General features: G+C 41.9%; 21 protein-coding genes. 3 read left to right on the top strand and 18 right to left on the bottom strand.

The window, feature by feature from the left end; translation table 11 throughout:
* Nucleotides 1-9: 9 nt before the first annotated feature.
* A complete protein-coding gene (gene fadA / locus BM135_RS11695; RefSeq protein ID WP_092519899.1) occupies nt 10-1,173 on the top strand; it encodes an acetyl-CoA C-acyltransferase FadA in 1,164 nt (387 codons plus the stop codon).
* Nucleotides 1,174-1,339: 166 nt separating this feature from the next.
* On the opposite strand, the gene fre is transcribed toward fadA, so the two are convergent.
* Both fre and ubiD read right to left on the bottom strand, forming a co-directional pair.
* Nucleotides 1,340-2,041 (bottom strand): NAD(P)H-flavin reductase, encoded by a 702-nt coding sequence (fre, locus tag BM135_RS11690; protein WP_092519892.1) that lies wholly within the window; start codon nt 2,039-2,041, stop codon nt 1,340-1,342.
* A 10-nt stretch (nt 2,042-2,051) separates the two neighbouring features.
* Nucleotides 2,052-3,524, bottom strand: a complete 1,473-nt coding sequence (gene ubiD, locus BM135_RS11685) for a 4-hydroxy-3-polyprenylbenzoate decarboxylase (RefSeq protein ID WP_092519898.1) — start codon at nt 3,522-3,524, stop codon at nt 2,052-2,054.
* A 329-nt stretch (nt 3,525-3,853) separates the two neighbouring features.
* On the opposite strand from ubiD, the gene rfaH reads away from it, so the two are divergent.
* Entirely contained in the window at nt 3,854-4,342 is a 489-nt protein-coding gene (gene rfaH / locus BM135_RS11680) for a transcription/translation regulatory transformer protein RfaH (RefSeq protein WP_092519891.1), read from the top strand.
* A gap of 77 nt (nt 4,343-4,419) precedes the next feature.
* Here the strand turns inward: rfaH and hemB are convergent, their stop codons facing one another.
* The 12 genes from hemB to BM135_RS11620 form a co-directional block, all read right to left on the bottom strand.
* A complete protein-coding gene (gene hemB / locus BM135_RS11675) occupies nt 4,420-5,436 on the bottom strand; it encodes a porphobilinogen synthase (RefSeq protein WP_092519890.1) in 1,017 nt (338 codons plus the stop codon).
* A 119-nt stretch (nt 5,437-5,555) separates the two neighbouring features.
* Nucleotides 5,556-6,290, bottom strand: a complete 735-nt coding sequence (gene tatC / locus BM135_RS11670; protein WP_092519889.1) for a Sec-independent protein translocase subunit TatC — start codon at nt 6,288-6,290, stop codon at nt 5,556-5,558.
* A 3-nt stretch (nt 6,291-6,293) separates the two neighbouring features.
* The gene (gene tatB, locus BM135_RS11665) at nt 6,294-6,785 is read right to left on the bottom strand and encodes a Sec-independent protein translocase protein TatB (RefSeq protein ID WP_092519888.1); all 492 of its coding nucleotides are present in this window, start codon (nt 6,783-6,785) and stop codon (nt 6,294-6,296) included.
* Between the two features lie 3 nt (nt 6,786-6,788).
* Nucleotides 6,789-7,055, bottom strand: coding sequence for a Sec-independent protein translocase subunit TatA (gene tatA, locus BM135_RS11660; protein ID WP_092519887.1), 267 nt, complete (start codon nt 7,053-7,055; stop codon nt 6,789-6,791).
* A gap of 145 nt (nt 7,056-7,200) precedes the next feature.
* Nucleotides 7,201-8,838 carry a ubiquinone biosynthesis regulatory protein kinase UbiB gene (gene ubiB, locus BM135_RS11655; protein ID WP_092519886.1) on the bottom strand — a complete coding sequence of 546 codons (1,638 nt, stop codon included), beginning with the start codon at nt 8,836-8,838 and terminating at the stop codon, nt 7,201-7,203.
* Nucleotides 8,835-9,500, bottom strand: coding sequence for a ubiquinone biosynthesis protein UbiJ (gene ubiJ / locus BM135_RS11650; protein ID WP_092519885.1), 666 nt, complete (start codon nt 9,498-9,500; stop codon nt 8,835-8,837). Before ubiJ ends, ubiB begins: the two co-directional genes overlap by 4 nt.
* 1 nt (nt 9,501) lies before the next feature.
* Entirely contained in the window at nt 9,502-10,257 is a 756-nt protein-coding gene (gene ubiE / locus BM135_RS11645) for a bifunctional demethylmenaquinone methyltransferase/2-methoxy-6-polyprenyl-1,4-benzoquinol methylase UbiE (RefSeq protein ID WP_092519884.1), read from the bottom strand.
* A 74-nt stretch (nt 10,258-10,331) separates the two neighbouring features.
* The gene (gene rmuC, locus BM135_RS11640) at nt 10,332-11,687 is read right to left on the bottom strand and encodes a DNA recombination protein RmuC (protein WP_092519883.1); all 1,356 of its coding nucleotides are present in this window, start codon (nt 11,685-11,687) and stop codon (nt 10,332-10,334) included.
* A gap of 111 nt (nt 11,688-11,798) precedes the next feature.
* Entirely contained in the window at nt 11,799-12,329 is a 531-nt protein-coding gene (locus BM135_RS11635; RefSeq protein WP_092519882.1) for a DedA family protein, read from the bottom strand.
* Nucleotides 12,330-12,405: 76 nt separating this feature from the next.
* Entirely contained in the window at nt 12,406-13,188 is a 783-nt protein-coding gene (locus BM135_RS11630) for a tyrosine-protein phosphatase (protein ID WP_092519881.1), read from the bottom strand.
* Between the two features lie 145 nt (nt 13,189-13,333).
* The gene (udp, locus tag BM135_RS11625; protein WP_092519880.1) at nt 13,334-14,089 is read right to left on the bottom strand and encodes a uridine phosphorylase; all 756 of its coding nucleotides are present in this window, start codon (nt 14,087-14,089) and stop codon (nt 13,334-13,336) included.
* Nucleotides 14,090-14,400: 311 nt separating this feature from the next.
* Nucleotides 14,401-15,786 (bottom strand): GntP family permease, encoded by a 1,386-nt coding sequence (locus BM135_RS11620; RefSeq protein ID WP_092519879.1) that lies wholly within the window; start codon nt 15,784-15,786, stop codon nt 14,401-14,403.
* A 612-nt stretch (nt 15,787-16,398) separates the two neighbouring features.
* Between BM135_RS11620 and BM135_RS11615 the strand changes: the two genes are divergently transcribed.
* Nucleotides 16,399-16,818, top strand: coding sequence for an autotransporter outer membrane beta-barrel domain-containing protein (locus tag BM135_RS11615; RefSeq protein ID WP_245737389.1), 420 nt, complete (start codon nt 16,399-16,401; stop codon nt 16,816-16,818).
* 130 nt (nt 16,819-16,948) lie between these two features.
* Here BM135_RS11615 and BM135_RS11610 read toward each other — a convergent pair whose 3' ends face one another.
* From BM135_RS11610 to otnI, 4 genes are all read right to left on the bottom strand, one after another.
* Nucleotides 16,949-18,328, bottom strand: coding sequence for a GntP family permease (locus tag BM135_RS11610; protein WP_092519878.1), 1,380 nt, complete (start codon nt 18,326-18,328; stop codon nt 16,949-16,951).
* A gap of 14 nt (nt 18,329-18,342) precedes the next feature.
* On the bottom strand, nt 18,343-19,296 hold the full coding sequence (gene denD / locus BM135_RS11605; RefSeq protein ID WP_092519877.1) for a D-erythronate dehydrogenase: 954 nt from the start codon (nt 19,294-19,296) through the stop codon (nt 18,343-18,345).
* Nucleotides 19,297-19,395: 99 nt separating this feature from the next.
* Entirely contained in the window at nt 19,396-20,163 is a 768-nt protein-coding gene (locus tag BM135_RS11600) for a DeoR/GlpR family DNA-binding transcription regulator (RefSeq protein WP_092519876.1), read from the bottom strand.
* A gap of 34 nt (nt 20,164-20,197) precedes the next feature.
* Nucleotides 20,198-20,977: a 2-oxo-tetronate isomerase gene (gene otnI / locus BM135_RS11595; RefSeq protein WP_092519875.1), complete on the bottom strand. Its 780-nt coding sequence runs from the start codon at nt 20,975-20,977 to the stop codon at nt 20,198-20,200.
* Between the last annotated feature and the right edge of the window lie 307 nt (nt 20,978-21,284).

Below are 21,284 nucleotides of genomic sequence, written 5' to 3'. Positions count from 1 at the left end.
TCTGAAAACATGGAAAACGTAGTTATTATTGATGGTATTCGTACCCCAATGGGGCGCTCAAAAGGTGGTGTATTCCGTCAGATCCGTGCCGAAGATCTCTCCGCACATCTGATGAAATCAATACTCAATCGTAACCCTGCCGTTAAGCCTGAAGATATTGATGATATCTCTTGGGGATGTGTGCAACAGACGCTTGAACAAGGGTTCAATATTGCACGTAACTCTGCTTTGCTGGCGGGTATTCCCCATTCAGTTCCCGCTGTAACTGTTAACCGCCTCTGCGGTTCTTCAATGCAATCATTGCACGACGGCACCCGCATGATCATGACTGGCGATGCCAGTATTGTTATGGTCGGCGGTGTTGAGCATATGGGACATGTTCCCATGACACACGGCGTCGATTTTCATTCCAAATTAAGCCGTAATGTGGCGAAAGCAGCAGGTGTTATGGGACTGACGGCAGAAATACTGGCCAAAATGCACAATATCAGCCGCGAAATGCAGGATGAATTTGCCTTGCGTTCTCATCAACGCGCAGCACAAGCGACCGAGTCAAAGGCTTTCGCAAGCGAAATCGTTCCTATTTATGGGCATGATGCTGATGGGAATCTAAAACTCGTCAATTTTGATGAAGTGATCCGCCCAGAAACTAATCTAAAAGATTTGGCTGCACTGCGTCCTGTTTTTGATCCTGTCACCGGAAGCGTTACTGCGGGCAACTCCTCAGCGCTTTCTGATGGTGCCTCTGCAATGCTGATCATGAGCGAAAGCAAAGCCAGAGAATTAGGATTAAAACCTCGCGCTCGTATCCGCTCAATGGCAGTTGTCGGTTGTGATCCTTCCATCATGGGTTATGGCCCTGTGCCTGCAACACAAATGGCCTTGAAAAAAGCTGGATTAAGTCTTGCAGACATTGGCGTAATGGAATTGAACGAAGCATTCGCTGCGCAATCCTTAGCTTGTATGAAAGGACTGAATCTGCTGGATAGTATAGATGACAGAATCAACCTGAACGGTGGTGCAATTGCTCTTGGTCACCCATTGGGGTGCTCTGGTACTCGCATTACAACCACCCTGCTTAACTTGATGGAACGTAAAGATGCCCAGTTTGGGCTATCAACCATGTGCATCGGATTAGGCCAAGGCATTGCCACAATTATTGAAAGAGTATAGCTATTAAAACTTAGCTATATAAAGTAAATGGTAATTGAAATTTAATAGCTTTTTTCCCTTGTCTGTCTTGTCTATTGCACCACTCTAATAAGTTGTTGCCGTAGTTTCCCGCCTGTCAGGGGCGGGTTTTTTTATTTTTTATCGTTTTATTTTATCGGAAAACAGATCAAATAAACTCAAATGCATCACCATACATGTGATCGATAGATGCATCACGTTCACTACAGAACCGTTCACGAGCGATTTTAGCCATCTCAAAACGACCAGCAATATAGATATCATTATTTGCTAAACTGCCGAAATCTTCCAAAACCGCACTCAGAACTGTGCCTGTTCTCCCGTGCCAGTGTTCATCAACCTGTTCAACTACAGGAACCACAGTTAAATTAGGATAACTCTCACTCAATGATTGCAACGCCTCCAAATCATAAAGGTGTTGCAACTCTCGTCCCCCCCAATAGATAGAAATTTCTCGATTGGGATTTTTTTCCAATGCAGCCAATAAGATAGAGCGTGTATATGAGAAGCCTGTTCCACCAGCGACCAATAACATAGGATTTTCACTGTCTTCACGAAACCATGCCTGACCATGTGGTATATCAATATCAATGATTTTCTGATCCAAGATCCTATCCATTACTGCCATCGCATAGAGATTTAGCTCAGAAGCACCAATATGTAACTCAATTATCTGTTTTTCTGATGGTGGTGATGCCACAGAGAAAGGGCGTTTATCCCTTTCATCCATAACCACCATCAAATATTGCCCTGCACGGAAAGAAAAAGGCGAATCAGGTAATAAACGAACCCGATAAACTGTATCTGTAATGGAGTCAACCGATGTTACTTTACAGCTTAATATTGTCATGCGTTCCCTCTTATCGCTTCAAAATATCTAATTGATCCCAAATTTCATCGACACGGGTCCGAATCTCATCGCTCATCACTATCGGACGCCCCCATTCCCTTTGTGTCTCTCCTGGCCATTTATTTGTTGCATCTAACCCCATTTTTGAGCCTAACCCAGAAACAGGCGATGCGAAATCGAGATAGTCAATCGGTGTATTTTCCATTAAGACAGTATCTCTCTGCGGATCCATTCGCGTTGTTATCGCCCAGATGACATCATTCCAATCTCGCGCATTGATATCATCATCACAAACGATAACAAATTTTGTGTACATAAATTGCCTCAGATATGACCAAACCCCCATCATCACTCGCTTGGCATGGCCTGCATATTGTTTTTTCATTGTAACGATAGCGAGCCGATAAGAGCAGCCCTCTGGCGGCAGGTAAAAATCTACAATTTCAGGAAATTGTTTTTGCAAAATTGGTACCAGAACTTCATTCAACGCAACTCCCAATACCGCAGGCTCATCCGGCGGACGCCCTGTGTAAGTGGAATGATAGATAGCATCGCTGCGCTGAGTAATATGGGTCACCGTAAATACTGGGAACATATCTACTTCATTGTAATAGCCGGTATGATCACCATATGGCCCTTCCGGTGCCATTTCACCAGGTTCAATGTAGCCTTCAAGGATAATTTCAGCACCGGCAGGCACTTCCAGATCATTGGATATACATTTTACGACTTCCGTTTTATGTCCACGCAATAATCCAGCAAACGCATATTCTGACAAAGTATCAGGAATTGGGGTAACCGCTCCCAATATCGTGGCAGGATCGGCCCCTAATGCAACGGACACAGGAAAACGTTCGCCCGGATGTGCCTGACACCACTCCTGAAAATCAAGTGCCCCACCACGATGTGATAGCCAGCGCATAATCAGCTTATTTTTACCCAATACCTGTTGACGGTAGATGCCCAGATTCTGGCGCTCTTTATTAGGCCCCTTAGTTACTGTTAATCCCCATGTGATCAGTGGAGCGGCATCTTCTGGCCAACAATGCATAACCGGAATACGGGTGAGGTCCACTTCATCGCCTGCCCAAACCTGTTCCTGACAAGGCGCAGAACTCAGGCGCTTGGTTGGCATGTTCAAAACCTGTTTAAATTTAGGCAGCTTATCGACCAAATCACGAAAACCTTTTGGTGGCTCAGGTTCTTTAAGGAAAGCCAATAACTTACCAACATCATGCAATGCCTTAACATCACTCTGCCCCATACCCATGGCAACACGTTGAGGAGTCCCAAACAAGTTGCACAACACGGGCATCGAATATCCCTTAGGATTTTCAAATAATAAGGCTGGACCACCGGCACGAAGAGTACGATCTGCGATTTCAGTCATTTCCAGATATGGGTCAACTTCCATACTAATTCGTTTTAATTCACCCGATTGTTCCAACAAGGAAAGAAAGTCTCTTAGATCACGATATTTCATATTATTCATTTGTGCCGATTTTTCAGGAGGGAAAGCCATTATAAGCCCTCCCATGAGGGTTACAAGGTAAACTCATAACTTGTCAAAAAGCAATGAACTTAGTGAAATCTTGTGGATCAGATTCCTCTGTGAAAATCAGATAATCATATCACTCATGATTAGTGATAATCTTTTCACCATAACGCAACACATAGCATTATCATTGAAGATAAGCACTGTAGACTATCGAAAAATACAGTTTACATTTTAGATAACGTTTATCTTTACTGATGATCCTTTAGTACTAGTTTTGTTATGCTAAGCATTCTATGCAATGGAGTCGAAATATTATGGAAAAATGGCGTCTTCTTTACTGTAAACGGGGACAAATCTTTCGAGCAATAGAGCACTTAGAAAGACAAGACGTTGTTTGTCTGACACCTACAGCCAAAATTGAAAAAATTATTCGGGGTAAACGCGCCACCGTTACTGAACCACTATTTCCCAATTATCTGTTTGTTTACTTTGATGAAGAGGTTATTCATACCACTACCATTAACTCAACACGTGGTGTAAATCATTTCGTTCGGTTTAATGGTGCACCTGCCACCGTTCCACAAACATTGATTGATGAGTTAATGTCTATCACAGAGCAGGAATATATTGCACCTGAGACCCCAATTACTGGTGATACCGTCTTGATCACTGAGGGAATTTTCGAAGGCATCCAAGCAATTTATAACGAACCGGATGGAGAAACACGATCCATTCTTTTGCTGAAAATCCTCAACAAAGAAGTCCCTAAGGCATTGTATAATAATCATTTTACCAAAATCTAATCAGAAAACGGGCAAAAAGCGCCCGTTTTTATTATTATTGGCTGACTTTACTCTCTTTAATAATAAATTGAGTAAACTTAGTATCTTTGCTCATGCAGCCACTGTGCTACACGCTTGGCAAAATAAGTCAGTACGCCATCAGCACCTGCTCGTTTAAAACACAATAGTGATTCCATAATCGCAGGTTGTTCTTTCAACCAACCATTTTGAATGGCCGCCATATGCATGGCATATTCACCAGAAACCTGATAAGCAAATGTCGGCACACCAAAGGTATCTTTTACCTGACGAATCACATCCAAATATGGCATACCAGGTTTAACCATGACGCTATCAGCACCTTCCTGCAAATCTTGTGCAATTTCCTGCAACGCTTCATCACTGTTTGCAGGGTCCATTTGATAGGTCATCTTATTACCACCTTTCAGATTGCCGCTGGAGCCAATAGCATCTCTAAATGGCCCATAGTAACAAGAGGCGTATTTGGCAGAATAAGCCATAATTTGGGTATTGACATAATTATCTCTTTCAAGCTGCTCGCGAATAGCGCCGACACGACCATCCATCATATCGCTTGGTGCGACAATCTCAGCCCCGGCTTCAGCATGAGATAATGCCTGCTTAACCAGAATATCTCTGGTAATGTCATTGATAACATAGCCATCCTGATCAATAACACCATCCTGCCCGTGGGTAGTAAATGGATCAAGTGCGACATCCGTCAAAAGACCTAACTCAGGAACAGCACCTTTCAACGCACGAACTGAACGCTGAATTAAACTGTCTGGATTATAAGCTTCTTTCGCATCCAATGATTTCTTGTCGGCTTCAATAACTGGAAATAGAGATAAAACAGGAATACCCAGTCGGGCAATCTCTTCTGCTTCTTTCAGCAAAAGATCGATTGTCAGACGATACACTCCTGGCATTGAAGACACTTCCTGACGCTGATTCGTTCCTTCCATAACAAATACAGGGTAAATCAGGTCATTAACGGTGAGTTGATTTTCAGCAACTAAGCGGCGGGAAAAATCATGACGGCGCACACGGCGCATACGACGACCGGGAAATGCCCCCGGAAATACATAGCTCATACTGTTCTCCTAATATAAAACCCAGCGACAAAGCGCTGGGTTAATAGCCATCGCGAACTAATTCAGATTATTTTTAAAATTACCATCAGTATTACTATCTAATTCATTTTCCTGATTGGCTATTTACGTCTGCCCAATTTGCCAACATAAAACTGCGAAAGCAAAATCCCCAGTTCAAATAACAAATACATAGGAACAGCCAGCAAAGTTTGTGAGAAAACATCAGGGGGTGTTAACAGCATACCAACTACGAACGCCCCGACTAAAATATAAGGACGTTTTCTTTTCAGCGATTCCGGTGTCACTACCCCACTCCAACACAGCAGAATAATGGCAATTGGTATTTCGAATGAAACGCCAAAAGCCATAAATAGCGCCATAACAAAGCTTAAGTAATTGCTGATATCCGTCGAGATTACAACGCCTGCGGGTACGGTCTTGATAAAGAAACCAAACGCAATGGGAAAGACCACAAAATATGCAAATGCCATTCCCAGATAAAACAATACACTACTGGAAAACAGTAGGGGCATAACTAAACGCCGTTCGTGCTTATACAATGCCGGCGCAATAAATGCCCACACTTGATAGAGGATCATGGGAACCGAAACAAAGATAGACACCATGATAGTCAGTTTGATCGGTGTAAAAAAAGGTGATGCAACATCTGTCGCAATCATATTTGCGCCTTTAGGTAATTGTTCCATTAAAGGCGCAGCAACAAGCCGATAAATGTCATTGGAAAAATAAACCAATGCCAAAAACACTATCAGCACAGTAACTAAGCTATTTAAAATCCGCTTACGCAGTTCAATCAGATGACTGATAAAGGGTTGAGTATCATCCACAGACATGTTTCAGTGTTCGCCATTTGCTTGTTCAGATTTTTTCTGCTGTTCTGGTTTTTCGCCCGATTTCGCTAAAATTACGGGTTTTGAAATTAACGGTTCTGAACTTAATTGGTCTGAATCCGAGTGCTTTTCAACCGATTGAAGCATAGAAGAATGAAAATGAGTTTCATCTTCCTCCAATTCCCTCATTTCATCCGGTTTTAATTGGTACTTATTTTTCAATGATTCAGCCGCGGCCTTTAGTTCTTCCATTGATGCCTTCAATTCTGGAGACAGTGATTGCAAATCGGCTTTTTCTTCCATTTTTTTCAGAGTGTCCTGAAGTTCTTGCAACTTCAATTCCTGAGCAAGTTCATTCTGAACATTAGCCGCCAGAGAGCGCAATACCCGAATCCACCCAGCCACGGTTTTGACCGCAATAGGCAAACGTTCAGGCCCCAGAACAATCAAGCCAATGATCATCACCAACAGCAGTTCACTAAAGCCAATGTCAAACACGGTTTATACCTGCTCTTTATCTTTACTTTTACTCTCTGATTTTTCAGATTGTGCAGCCGTAGACTTTTCAGTGAGGTTTTTCGTTTCAAAATCAGCATCCTGACTCATTTTTCCCGGCTGCTCTGGCTTTTCATCCTCACTCATTGCTTTTTTGAAGCCTTTTATGGATGCCCCTAAGTCTGAACCCAAAGTACGAAGCTTATTAGTACCAAACAACAGCACAACAATGACGGCAATTATGAGTAATTGCCAAATACTTATACCACCCATACTGACCACCTCTATTCATCAGAATATTACTAATGATTGAATTATAAACTACGGACTTTCTATTCGAAAATAACCTGTTCAAAAATAACGCGTTCATACCCAGAGCCGTAGCAAAATCATCCACAGTTACGGTTAATACCCATCATCATTGGCGCTTATTTAAGTGACGCCAGCCCAATCCCCATGATGCAATTCCAGCTCCTATCATCCCCCATGCCAGATGCTTCTGATCTATGATGAAAAATAAACTACCACAGATAAAAAGAGTTGCACCAATTCCCAATAGATAAAGAGATTTGCGTTGCCTGATTTGTTGTTCTCTGAATTGTTGCGATATTTGATCAATGCTGGTCTGCAAACGTCGATGCTGTTGGAGCGTGCCATACACCAGCTCCGGAAGCTCTGGTAGCTTTTCCGCCCAATAAGGTGCCTTTTCTTTAAAGGCACGCACAATAGCGGGAAGCCCAACCTGATCATGCAACCAATCTTCCAGAAAAGGTTTGGCCGTTTTCCACAGATCAAGCTGAGGATAAAGTTGACGCCCCAAGCCTTCCACGTACAACAGCGTTTTTTGCAGCAGAATCAACTGGGGTTGAACTGTCATATTAAAACGACGGGCGGTATTGAAAAGGTTCAGTAGAACATGCCCAAATGAGATTTCAGCCAGTGGTTTTTCAAAAATCGGCTCACAAACGGTACGAATGGCAAATTCGAAATCCTCCACATTGGTATCTGCCGGCACCCAACCAGAATCAACATGCAGTTCAGCTACCCGACGGTAATCGCGGTTAAAGAAAGCAATAAAGTTTTCGGCCAGATAGCGTTTATCCTCTTTATTCAAAGAACCAACAATCCCGTAATCAATACCGATATAAGTGGGATCTTCCGGTTTTTCATAACTAACAAAAATATTACCGGGGTGCATATCTGCATGGAAAAAACTGTCGCGAAATACTTGGGTGAAGAATACCTGAACCCCACGCTCAGCCAACAATTTCATATTAGTATTCTGAGCTTCCAGAGTAGCAACATCTGACACCGGAATGCCATAAATGCGTTCCATAACCAAAACATTCTCCCGACAATAATCAGGGTATACTTCTGGTACATAGAGCATTGAGCTATCTTCAAAATTACGACGCAGTTGGATTGCGTTTGCTGCTTCACGTAATAAATTCAGTTCGTCAAGCAAGGTTTTCTCATATTCACGCACAACTTCACGCGGACGAAGGCGGCGACCATCGGGTAAAAAGGGAACCAGATTCGCCAAACGGTACATCAACCGTACATCAGCTTTAATGACGGGCAGAATATCTGGACGAATAACCTTCAGGACAATTTCTTTGCCATTTTCCTTCAGCCGGGCAGTATGTACCTGAGCGATAGAAGCAGAAGCCAGTGGCTGTGGATCAAATCCTTCAAACCACGTTTCCAAAGAACCCTCTAATGCAGTTTCAATCGATTTTTGTGCCACTGAACCATCAAAGGAAACAACCCTATCTTGTAACATCGAAAGTTGATCTGCGATCGCAGTAGGGAACAAATCACGGCGCGTGGAGAGCATCTGACCAAGTTTGATCCACACAGGACCAAGTTCTTGTAATGCCAGACGTAAACGTTCACCAAGGGATTTACCCTTATGCCTGTTAGGTATCCAAAACAACAAATGACGCCCAAAACGCAATGGCCATGTCAAACGAATATTGGGGATAAGTTCATCCAATCCGTAGGAAAGAAAGACTCGGATGATAAAGTAAAGTCGCTTAATTTCACTGGGTGTCATGTTTGCTCTCCAATGCTCAATGCTGCCAACCGTTTTTCGAGCTGGTCTATTTTATTGGCAACGGCATTAACTTCCTCATTGAAATAGGCCACTTCCAACGCACTAGGCACCATGTTCCACTCTTCTGTCAATGATTCAGCGACGTACCTTTTCTTCCTTGCAACGGTATTGCTGGCAAGTTCAAAACTTTTCTTCATCATCCGACTGACACCTTCTGCGGCAATATCACCGACATAAGGGGAAAGATAATGAGCAGGGTCCCATTCTGACATGTCCAGCAAAGCTGACCATTGTTGAATAACCTGCATATCCCCTTCAATGACAATTTCACCGCCGTTAATCAAAGCTGAAAGACACTGACGATCCCGTAGCTTAAGTAACGCGGGTATCGTTGCTTTCATTGAGCAATCCGCTGGTTCTGACCATTGGCTTAAAACATCCACTTGCCTTTCACTGAATATCAGTACAAATGGTCTTTCGATTTCTTTCAGTTCAATAGACAGTATTTTTCCTGCCAATCTCAAACGGGCAGGTTTTAATACCGTTTCGCGGTATAGCAGATGATTCAGGGTTGTTTCCAGAAAAGCCGTCAATATCGTAAACAACACCTTATTATTTGATACCGCAGAACTCATGCTATGGCTTAATGAGGGTGTTTCCATTTCAGAATTTGAACCCTTTGTGCAGAGCAACGATTCCGCCGGTCATGTTGGAGTAAGAAACTTGGTCAAAACCCGCTTCTTCCATCATGCCTTTTAAGGTTTCTTGATCAGGGTGCATACGGATGGATTCTGTCAGATAACGGTAACTGTCCGCATCCTTCACAATCATTTGACCGATTCGAGGTAGGACATGGAATGAATAAGCATCATAAACCTTGCTTAACGGTGCCAGTACAGGTTTGGAAAACTCCAGCACCAACAGGCGACCACCCGGCTTAAGTACCCGACACATGGAACGCAGGGCTTTTTCTTTATCCGTGACATTACGCAAGCCAAAAGAAATGGTAATACAATCAAAATGGTTATCTGGAAAAGGTAATTCTTCAGCGTTGGCTTGAACATAACTGACATTGCCTACGATACCGATATCTCGTAATTTTTCACGTCCGACTTTCAACATCGAATCGTTGATATCAGCCAGAACAACTTGACCTTTTTCCCCGACAATTCGGGAAAACTTCGCGGTTAGATCACCTGTTCCACCGGCAAGATCAAGCACCTTATGACCACGGCGAACACCACTTGCTTCAATGGTAAAACGTTTCCAGATACGATGAATGCCAAATGACATCAAATCATTCATTAAGTCATATTTCGAGGCCACAGAGTGGAACACCTCTGCCACCATCTCTTTTTTCTCTTCTTTGGCTACGGTGCGGAAACCAAAATCGGTGGTTTCTTTTGATTGATCTGCCATGTTATTTGTCCGCTTTTTATTCAAAAAAATTATAGCAAGTGTACCAGCCTTTCCGATAAAATCCTATCCAGACTTCACTCATTCACTTGCAACGATTGGAAAGATTTATCGATTAGCTGTGAATCAATAGGGCGCTTCACATCTACGCCTAAATCGCGAAATCCCTCGGCCTGGCTAATCAAGTTCCCTCTCCCCTCAACGAGTTTTTTCATTGCAAAATGGTAACTCGCCTGTGCTTTATTAAGACTTTGCCCCAACCCTTGCATATCATCCACAAACAGACGCATTTTGTCATACATCCTGGCAGCTTTATCAGCGATCAGACGTGCATTTTGGCTTTGATATTCATAACGCCACAAATTACTGATTGTTCGAATAGCAACCAGCAAAGTAGATGGGCTAACCAGCATAATATTATGTTTCAATGCTTCATCAAGTAACTCTGGAGCCTGATTGAGTGCAACCAAATAAGCTGGTTCCACTGGAATAAACATCAAAACATAATCCAGTGATCGCAGCCCGGGCAATTGTTGATAATCTTTTCGGCTCAGGCCACGAATGTGCCCTTTGATGGAGTTGATATGTTCCTGCAATGCTTGTGCCTGCTGCTCTTCGCTATCACTGTTGAAATAACGCTCATAAGCGACCAGCGACATTTTGGCATCAATAATTACATCTTTTCCCTGTGGCAAATGTACAATGACATCAGGTTGAAAACGTTCACTATTTTCGGCCTTAATGTTGACCTGTGTATCAAACTCATATCCCTCACGCAAACCGGAAGCTTCCAAAACTCTGGTCAAGACCATCTCTCCCCAATTTCCCTGCATTTTATTGTCTCCTTTCAGAGCATTGGTAAGATTGATAGCCTCTTTTGCCATCTGTGCATTGAGTTGCTGAAGATTACGAATTTCATGAGTCAGAGTATGACGTTCACGAGCTTCCTGCCCAAAGCTGTCTTGTACTTGACGGCGAAATCCCTCAAGCTGTTCGCGAAATGGTATCAGAAGGTTATTGAGATTTTGGCGATGATATTCGTCGGTGCGATGTCGATTTTGTTCAAAAATACGATTGGCGAGATTTTCAAACTGGGTACTCAATCGCTGTTCACTATTGATCAATAAACGCTGTTTTTCCTCCGCTGCCAGTCTGCTTTCTTCAAGCCGAGTACTCAATTCTCGCAGCTCAGCCTCCTGCACACTATTAATTTCGCGCTGAGCCAACAACTCTTGGTTTAATTGAGTACATTCAGTGCGCCAATAGTGGGATTGCTCCAGCTTTTCATGGCTGACAGCCAATTGGCTATATAATTCACGCAATTCCTGCTCTTTTTGCTGGATTCTCTGATGAACAGAAAGCCAGACGAAAATCCCTCCGACCAGCAATCCACTTAATCCACCAATCAGCATATATAACCACTGGATATCCACCTATACACCCTCACTAACACCATTGTCGCTAAATTTAGGTCAACTTTTGGGGCTTACCAGCCTTAATGTAAGTTAAATAGAGGCTGTATAGATGTTCCAGCCACTTCTCACTTATCCTATCCATTCGGCCAGCCAACGCAGACCAAACGCTCCCGGTGCTAAAATACCGAATGCCCAAATTAATGCAGAAGCAAAATTAGCGAGCTGGAAATGACGTTGTGGCATGGCGCAAATTCCCGCCACTAATGGTACAACAGCCCTCAATGGGCCAAAAAAACGTCCAATGAAAACACCCCATACTCCCCATCGTCCAAAAAATCGATGGCCGCGAACTAAAGTTTGAGGATTGCGAGAAAGTGGCCACATCTTGCCGACATTCTCTTTGTAATGGAAACCAAACCAGTAAGAAACCCAGTCGCCAAAGAAAGCTCCAGCAGCTGCGGCTACCCATATTGGCCAGAAAATTAACCCACTTTCACCAATCAATGCCCCTAACCCTAACAAAATGACCGTTGCCGGCAACAGTAGGGAGATAAACGCCAACGATTCACCAAATGCAAGTAGGAAAACAATTGGAATTGCCCAAATTTCATGGGCTTTTACAAAGTTTGTGACCAGTTCGATAATTTCATGCAGGCTCACATTAGTCTTTCCTGTGTTATCAGTAGTACATCATAGGTTAGCACTGTACAACTAACTCAATGCTAACCTGATAGCTTTATTCAAGAAAATAGGATTGTAGTTTTTCACGCGCCGCAATATTGAGTCCGATATCTTTTTCCAACCAAATATCTACACTGCCATAATGTTGATTAATGCTATTAAGAGCAGTCAGTAAAAACTCTTCCCGCACTGAATAAACATAAACAAATTTTTCAACAACACTTTCACTCATGACTTTTGCGTGTTCACTCAATAAATAGTCTCGATACGGAGCCAGCGTAATATTGGTCAGTAAATAATCTTCCATTACCGTATCCAGATCAGCACCCAATGCGAGTAAAACCAGTGCAGAGCCAACCCCCGTTCTGTCTTTACCGACCGCGCAGTGTTGTACAATTCCGCCTTTCTCTGGTTGCAGCAACAATGCCGCTAATGTTTTATAAGCTGGATTGTTAATGGGTAGCAACTCATATAAACGTGACATAAATACTTTTGCATCGAATTGCTCCAATATCTCCTTATCTAGCTTATCCAGATTAGCATTCCCTTCTTTGGAAAGAGGATTAGCCGGAGCATGATGGTAATGCGCCCCACGCCATACTTGATCCGGTTTATCCATAATTTCACTGCTATCACGATAATCGATAATCTGAAAAAGATTTTGATCTACTAAAAAAGCCTGATCGTTTTCTGTCAGCCTGTCCAGTGAACCAGAACGAAAAAGCAGTCCTGACTTAATTTTGGCACCATTATTCAGAGGCTTATTACCTAAATCACGAAAATTAATGCCGCCATTCAGAGGTAGTAGTGAAGGATGAGATAGAAATGTTGTGGTCATAAGTCACTCTTATTGAGATTAAAAGATACCTTTTATCTTTCAAGTTATGTGCAAAATTTTATGACATTATCAGATTTTGAAATGAAGGGAAGTGCAGATTGCACAAACGATAGGGCCAGAATTCTCCGGCCCTTGATAAAAGGCATTACAGCAGGCGGCGAGCAGCCTCAACAACAATTCCTAACACATTGCTTTCAGTTTTCTTCAGCCGTTCAACATCCGGGATTTCCTGTTGGGTACGGTTAACGATAACCCCAGCCACCATGCCAGCACGCAGCCCCTGACTTGCACACATAGTCAGCAATGTTGCTGATTCCATCTCGAAGTTCATTACACCCATTTCTTGCCATTCTTTCATGGAACCCTGGAAACGGCGCACAACACGGCCTGAATAAGTGTCGTAACGCTCTTGCCCCGGATAGAAGGTATCGGAGGATGCCGTAACACCAACATGAGTAGCAGAACCTGATGCTTTTGCTGCTTCGTACAGTGCATTTGTACACTCAAAATCAGCAACCGCAGGGAATTCCATTGGAGCAAAGTGCAAACTGGCACCATCCAAACGAACCGCAGCGGTCGTTATTAATACATCTCCTACATTGATATGCGGCTGAATCGCCCCCGTTGTTCCGATGCGCAAGAAAGTACGTACTCCTAATTGCGCTAACTCTTCTACGGTAATCGACGTTGAGGGGCCACCAATTCCTGTAGAGCAGACAATAACAGCCTTTCCGTCAATTTCTGCACGCCATGTTGTAAATTCACGGTGGGAAGCCAGATGTACTGGGTTATCCATCAGTCGCGCAATTTTCTCAACACGGTTAGGATCGCCTGGCACAATCGCCAGAGTCGCGCCTTGCAGGTCGCTTTTAGTGATACCTAAGTGAAATACATCAGACATATCAGACTCCTCAACGGACATGATTCAAAATATGGATACCTAAATTTATTCGATACTCTGACATTTTTTAGTGATTAAAATCACTTTTAATTAATATTAAAAAGAAACACATACATATATTTGTGACTTTAATCACATTTAAGAGAGGGTTTAATATGGTGAGCATAAAGCAGAAATGGAAACGATATTCGAAGAACAATCACAAAACCTGAAATACGAAAACTGAAAATATAAAAGCGCCCTTTACAGAGCGCTATCACTATTTACCTCACTATTTACATGACTATTTACATAACAAATTGCATGACAAGCTACATGATAAGGTTGAGAAGCAGCACACCACACAATCCAATACCCCATGCAATGGTGGTAGGAATCGACCAGACGATAACCTGCTGACGTACATTTTTAATGCCCATCATCCGGTTAACTACCCAGAAAAAACAATCATTGAAGTAACTAAAAAACAGTGTACCCATCATGGCAGCTTGAGCGGCAACCAGCATATTAACATCCGGTATCTGTTTGATAACAGGTGCAGAGATAGAAGCGGCAGTTATCATTGCTACCGTGCCAGAACCTTGAATTATGCGTATTAACGTTGCAATGATAAATGGGATCAAAACGGGTGTTATTGGCAGGCTGGCAATATATTGCGCCAATATTGTTCCTGTCGAGCTTTCGTTCAACACGGCTCCCAATGCGCCTCCGGCTCCTGACACCAACAAAATAATACCTACAGCTTTTAACCCTGCTTCCAAATGTTCAATCACTTCATGTTTACTGACGTTTGGCATTAACGTATAAACCGCCAGTAATACACTGATTGCCAGCGCAATAATTGGTGATCCAAGGAAATTAAAAACTTGAAAGTAGAAATAATTTTCTTTTCCTGTAAATGCATCGGTTTTCAGTAGCATTCCATTAATTACACCGATTAAAATAAGGACAATCGGCACAACGATGGGCAAAAGGGAAAGAAACAGGCTCGGTAGCGACTTTTGCTCTTTTTCTTCCATATAACACTGATGAACTTGTTGCAAATTCTCTGCATTCTCTTCCGTATCATCCAGCTGATATTCAGGATATTTAGTCTCCAGCCATTTTGCATAGCAGGTAATTCCAATAACACATGGCACGGCCAGTATCATACCAGCCAGCATCATTGAACCTATACTCACGCCGAATATCCCTGCGACCCCAAGCGGCCCTGGTGTCGGGGGGACGATATGGTGAGTCACCACCAACCCTCCTGCCAGTGATACACCTAAAGTCAATACATTTCGTTTGCCTTTCTTTGCCAATGCTTTTACCAGAGGATAAAGAACCACAAAGGCCGAATTCACAAATATAGGAATACTGACAATATAGCCAGTAATCGCCAAAGCCCACTCTTCGCGTCTTTTACCCAACCATTTAATCAAACTATAGGCGATTCGTTCCGTTGCCCCTGAAACCTCCAATATTCGTCCCATCATGCATCCCAGCCCAATCACGATACCGATGCTGCCTAATGTTGTTCCAAATCCTTTGGAGATCACTTCAACAATGTTGCTCATCGTTAAACCGCCAGATGTACCAGCGATTATCGCTGCAATCAGCATGGCAATCAGTACGTGAACACGAGTGCGTAAGACCAGAAAAATCAGCGTAAATACCGCCACTCCCAACCCAATAATTGGAACGTAAAACTCCATCATAAAACCCCATTTCAATCTTGTTCGGGCATACCTGCAAAATACAGTTCCCAATATTCGGATGTTAGCAATTCAGTGCTGAAAGTCACAATTTTGATCATCTTCTGTGTAGGAACTGCTATTGATGAACTCATTTAATTATTTGTATTGTCGATTATTTGATCTATTTGCTATTTATTTATATGAGGAATGATATTCAATACGTGAAGCAAATATCACTATTCTAAGACTAATCACAAGGATACCTAATATGAAAACGCTCTCACTGGCCATATCATTGGTATGTATGTTACCCAGTCATCATTTGTATGCAAAATACGACATGGAATCTGGATCAACAACATACAGAAAAAATACTGGCTGGGATACATTGCTGGGCAAATATCATCCAACCCAAGCCAGGAAAATTAGAATTTGGAGCCCATAGCCAGATTGTAATAGGAAAACTAGGGGGACTAAACCGTGATCATTCGGCCTTATATACCCTCACAATTCCCCCCCCCCACAGATAAGGCGATCTGGTAGGCACTTCAACTCATGAATTGGCTCATGCATTGGGTGGCTCGGTTGACAATAATTACATGAGCCATATCGAGCTTATCTCGCCGTGGCATGACGGAAACAGGCAGTGGCAGCAGCCGCCTGAAGTTGGACTCGAATACTTTCAACTCGCTGCGTTCCAGCATTGGAGTGAACAGCAATTGGAGTTTACCGCTCTCTTCTGGTGCAGTGATCACAACCGATCTGCAACTAGCTTGGAATCATGAACTGCTTAATACTGATTTGATGCAAAATGTGAGCTTTGCCAACTACCAAAAAGTAGGTTCTAGTAGTAAAAATCAAGTGGCTGGACGTGACTCATTGGACTTGAAAGCGGGTATGCGTTATCAAATAAACAAGAATATTGAATTGGGAGCTGGAGTTACCAGTAGGTATACCGTTCTGGCCGTAATTCGGTATCAGGAAATCTATCAACTACCTGGCGCTTCTAATATACGAGCAGATTGTGAAGTCTCTCTAATTACATTATGAAAAAAGAAATATTCATGACGCTATCGGCCACAGTACAATGCTGTGGCCGATAAAATATTTATGGATAGGATTGTTTTTATCCAACACACCCTCTTTACAGAGCGCAATTTCATTATTTATATAACAAAACCTACATAACAAGGTCGAGAAACAAGACGCCACATAACCCGATTCCCCATGCAATTGTTGTAGGAACTGACCAGACGATCATTTGTTGCTTCGCGTCTTTAATACCCATCATTCGGTTAACCATCCAGAACAAACTATCGTTGAAATAACTGAAAAACAGTGCCCCTATAGTTGCAGCCTGAGCAGCTAGTAGCATGTTGATATCTGGTATTTGGCTGATCACGGGAGCTGAAATAGAAGCTGCTGTTATCATTGCCACAGTACCGGAACCTTGAATCAAACGCACTAACGTTGCAATTATAAATGGGATCAAAATCGGAGTTATTGGTAGACTAGCAACCTGTTGTGCTATAAAAGTTCCCACTCCGCTCTCGCGTAATACCGCTCCTAATGCCCCACCAGCACCAGTAACTAGCAGAATAATTCCCACTGTTTGTAATCCAGTTTCTAGATGCTCGATCACTTCGTGTTTGCTGATTTTTGGCATTAGCGTATAAACCGCCAGTAATACACTAATGGCTAAAGCAATAATCGGTGTACCAAGGAAATCAATAAGTTGAAAATAAAAATGTTTTTCTTTTTCAATAAATATATCAAATTTCAATAAAATATTATTTATTGCTTTAATCAAAATCAGGACTATCGGAACAATAATAGGTAAAAGGGAAAGAAATAGGCTCGGTAACGGTTTATTAACTTTTTTCCCTATGTAATCCTGATAAATCTGTTTCAGATTTTCAGTATTTTCCTCAACGTACTGATATTCTGGATATTTAATCGCTAACCATTTTGCATAGAAAGTGATGCAAATAACACATGGAATAGCCAATATAATACCAACCAACATCATTGAGCCGATATCTACGCCAAAGATCCCCGCAACACCGAGTGGTCCAGGAGTTGGGGGAACAGTATGATGAGTTACTACCAATCCTCCAGCTAATGCAACCCCCAATGTCAATATATTTCGTTTTCCTTTCTTAGCCAATGCCTTAACCAAAGGATAAAGGAGAACGAAAGCCGTATCGACAAAAATGGGGATACTGACAATGTAACCAGTAATTGCCAGCGCCCATTCCTCACGCCTCTTACCTAACCACTTGATGAAGCTGTAAGCTATTTTTTCGGCAGCACCAGAAACTTCTAGTATCCGCCCCATCATAATCCCCAAACCAATCACAATACCGATACTACCTAATGTTGATCCAAATCCTGTAGTAATCACTTCAACGGTATTAGTAATGGTCAAACCACCAGTAACTCCTGCGATTATAGCTGAAATCAACATAGCAAGCAGCGCATGAATTCTGGTACACAAGACCAGGAAAATCAGCACAAATACAGCTACGGCCAATCCTATTAGTGGAATATAAGGCGCCATCATCAAGCTCCATCTCAATGTATATTATTAGCGATAAATGTACGGATGGAATCGTGGAATGAACAGTCAGCCCTAAATCCCAGCGCAAGACTTCGACTAATATCAAAATTTCCAGGCCAGCTTTTCATTATTTGATTGATGCCTTCATCTAGCTCAAAGCGAATAAATTCTATGGGCTTCTGACCTGCTACTTCTTTCAATGCATCAAGCATACCCTGCACTGTAATACTAATTCCCGGCAAATTTATAATACGTGAAGAATCAAATTTTTCCTTTGGGATCTGAGCTGCATGAATAAGATTATGAATTACTGTTTCAGGACTAGAAAGCCACAATACAAGCTCACGGGAAACAGGGCAAATACTGTTCTCTCCATATAATGGCTCACGAATAATTCCACTGGCAAATGAAGAAGCAGCCTTATTGGGTTTTCCAGGGCGGATACTGATAGTTGGTAGTCTAAGAATTCGTCCATCGACATATCCTTTACGAGAATAGTCATTAATCATCAATTCACACATCGCCTTTTGAGTACCATATGAGGATTGGGGGTTAACAGCACAGTGATCTGTTACTGTTTTTGGTAAAATTCCCCCAAAGACTGCCAGTGAACTAGTGAAAATAAATTTCAATGATGGATTCTTGGTACGAATAGACTCCAATAAATTTCGTGTCACATCAAAATTAACTCTCATACCTAAGTCAAAGTCTTGTTCAGCCTGACTACTGACAATGGCTGCTAAATGAAACAAAATATCACTCTCTGCATCAATCAGTTTTTCAGCCGAACCTGCCTGCGACAAATCTAGCGCCAAACACTGCACCCTCGGATCATTAATAGGAGAAATGGGACACTGAATGTCAGCTAAAACCAACTGTTCGAAATTAAATGCTGACTTATTTTTAAGTAAAGCAAAAGCTAACTGCTGGCCCAAAAAACCTGCACCACCAGTAATAATTATTTTCATATAGGATTCTCCTTTATAGCATTTTTGGCCTATTATAGAATTCTCCTTTATAGCCTCCTTAATCTATTTTTGTAGGTGTTGATTCATTTTTTATAATTTTTATATGTTGACAATGTGTAGCTTCATATTTGACTCATATAATTGTTGTTGCACTGGCATTGGTAATTGCCCATCACACACAATGTCATTCAGATATGAGAGAGGACAAACACGAAACATGCCATATTTTCCATACTTACTGCTATCAGAAACCAATATTTTCCTACGCGCTATTTCTAGCAGTGCCTGTTTCACCAAGACTTTTTCTTCATGAGGAGTGGAAATTCCATGCTCAAGCTCCCATGAGCTAGTGCTAATAAATGCAATATCCACATTCAAAGAGCGTAGTACCATGGCCGCACTCTTTCCGACACAAGAATAATTACGTTTATCTACTTGCCCTCCAGTATGAAATAAATTCAGTTGTGGTTTATTCATCAAATACTGGATAATCGAAAAATCATTCGTAATAATTGTCAGGTTAAAACGCTCTGCCAATACCTGAGCAATTTCAAATGTCGTCGTTCCTGCATCCAAATAAACCACCTGACCATCTTCCACCAGAGAGGCTGCATATTTACCTATTGCCCGTTTATAGCGATGATGAATAAGTGCTTTTTCATTCCATGGTAATTCTTGCCGTAAAGCATCATTTAGCTGGATACCTCCAGGGATACTAATAACTTTTCCCTCTTCTTCTAAAAGACGGATATCTCTCCTCACTGTCATGTGCGAAACACTCATTAATGTTACTAATTTTACAATAGAAACTGTCTGATGTTCATGCAAATAACGATAAATAAAATCTCTGCGCTCTGGGGGGGTCATAACCTCTCCTGATACATCATCGTATACCGTCCAATCATGATTGGACTTTCTCTAACCATCCAAGTCCTTCTTCCGTACTACCTTCTGGATGATATTCACATCCCAACCAACCTTGATATCCCATCTCATCTAATTTTCTAAATAACCATAAATAATTAACTTCACCTCTATCTGGTTCATGACGATCGGGAACTGAAGCAATCTGAATATGACTAAATTTCCCCCATAGCCGCTCTATCATTTTCAATAAATCCCCTTCCATAATTTGACAATGATAAAGATCTAGCTGAATAAAAACGTTTTGACGGACGATAGATTTCAACAACTCTTCTGCCTGATTTTGTTTTGTCAAAAAATAGCCAGGCATATCACGAATATTAATCGGTTCAATTAAGACATTGATATCATGCTCAATCATTACATCCGCAGCGTACTGAATATTTTTGATATAACACTCTCGCTGCTGGTCTTGCGTAAACTGTCCATCCCATTTTCCAGCCATAACATGAATCTGTTTACAGCCCAATGCTAGTGCATATTCCAAAGCTTTATGAACTCCATTAGCAAACTCTTTCTCTCGCCCAGGTAAACAAGCTATCCCTCTATCACCAGAATCCCAATCTCCTGCAGGCATATTAAATAGCACCTGCGTCAACTGATTTCTTTTCAACAAACTGGAAAGTTCTTCTTGTGATTTTTCATAAGGAAATAGATATTCAACACCTTTAAAACCAGCATTTGCTGCCCGTTCAAAACGTTCAGTAAATGGGACTTCCTTAAACATCACACTCAAATTCGCTGCAAATTTAGCCATAACATATCCTTATTATCTGGGATAACATATTTCCAATTCTATTCCCCTATACTACTCTTCATTTACAGTAGTAAAAAACCGTTTAGTGGCATCGGATAAAGCCTTATGTAACCTTCCAATCATTCTATATTGAAAAAATCTTGCCGTAATGCTTCACTTCCAACAACTGGATCATGCTTTTTAAGCAAAATAGAGTTGTGTTTTGTGGCAACCCTCTAAATTCATTAGACAATTTTATCATTCTAGAATGGGAAATATTCCACCTATAGAAAATCAATATTCCACTATCATGACGTAATATAGTGAG

This window comes from Xenorhabdus japonica (genome assembly GCF_900115195.1).
Taxonomy (GTDB): domain Bacteria; phylum Pseudomonadota; class Gammaproteobacteria; order Enterobacterales; family Enterobacteriaceae; genus Xenorhabdus; species Xenorhabdus japonica.
Note: the sequence above shows the minus strand (reverse complement) of the source record. Positions and strands in the feature narration are given on the sequence as shown.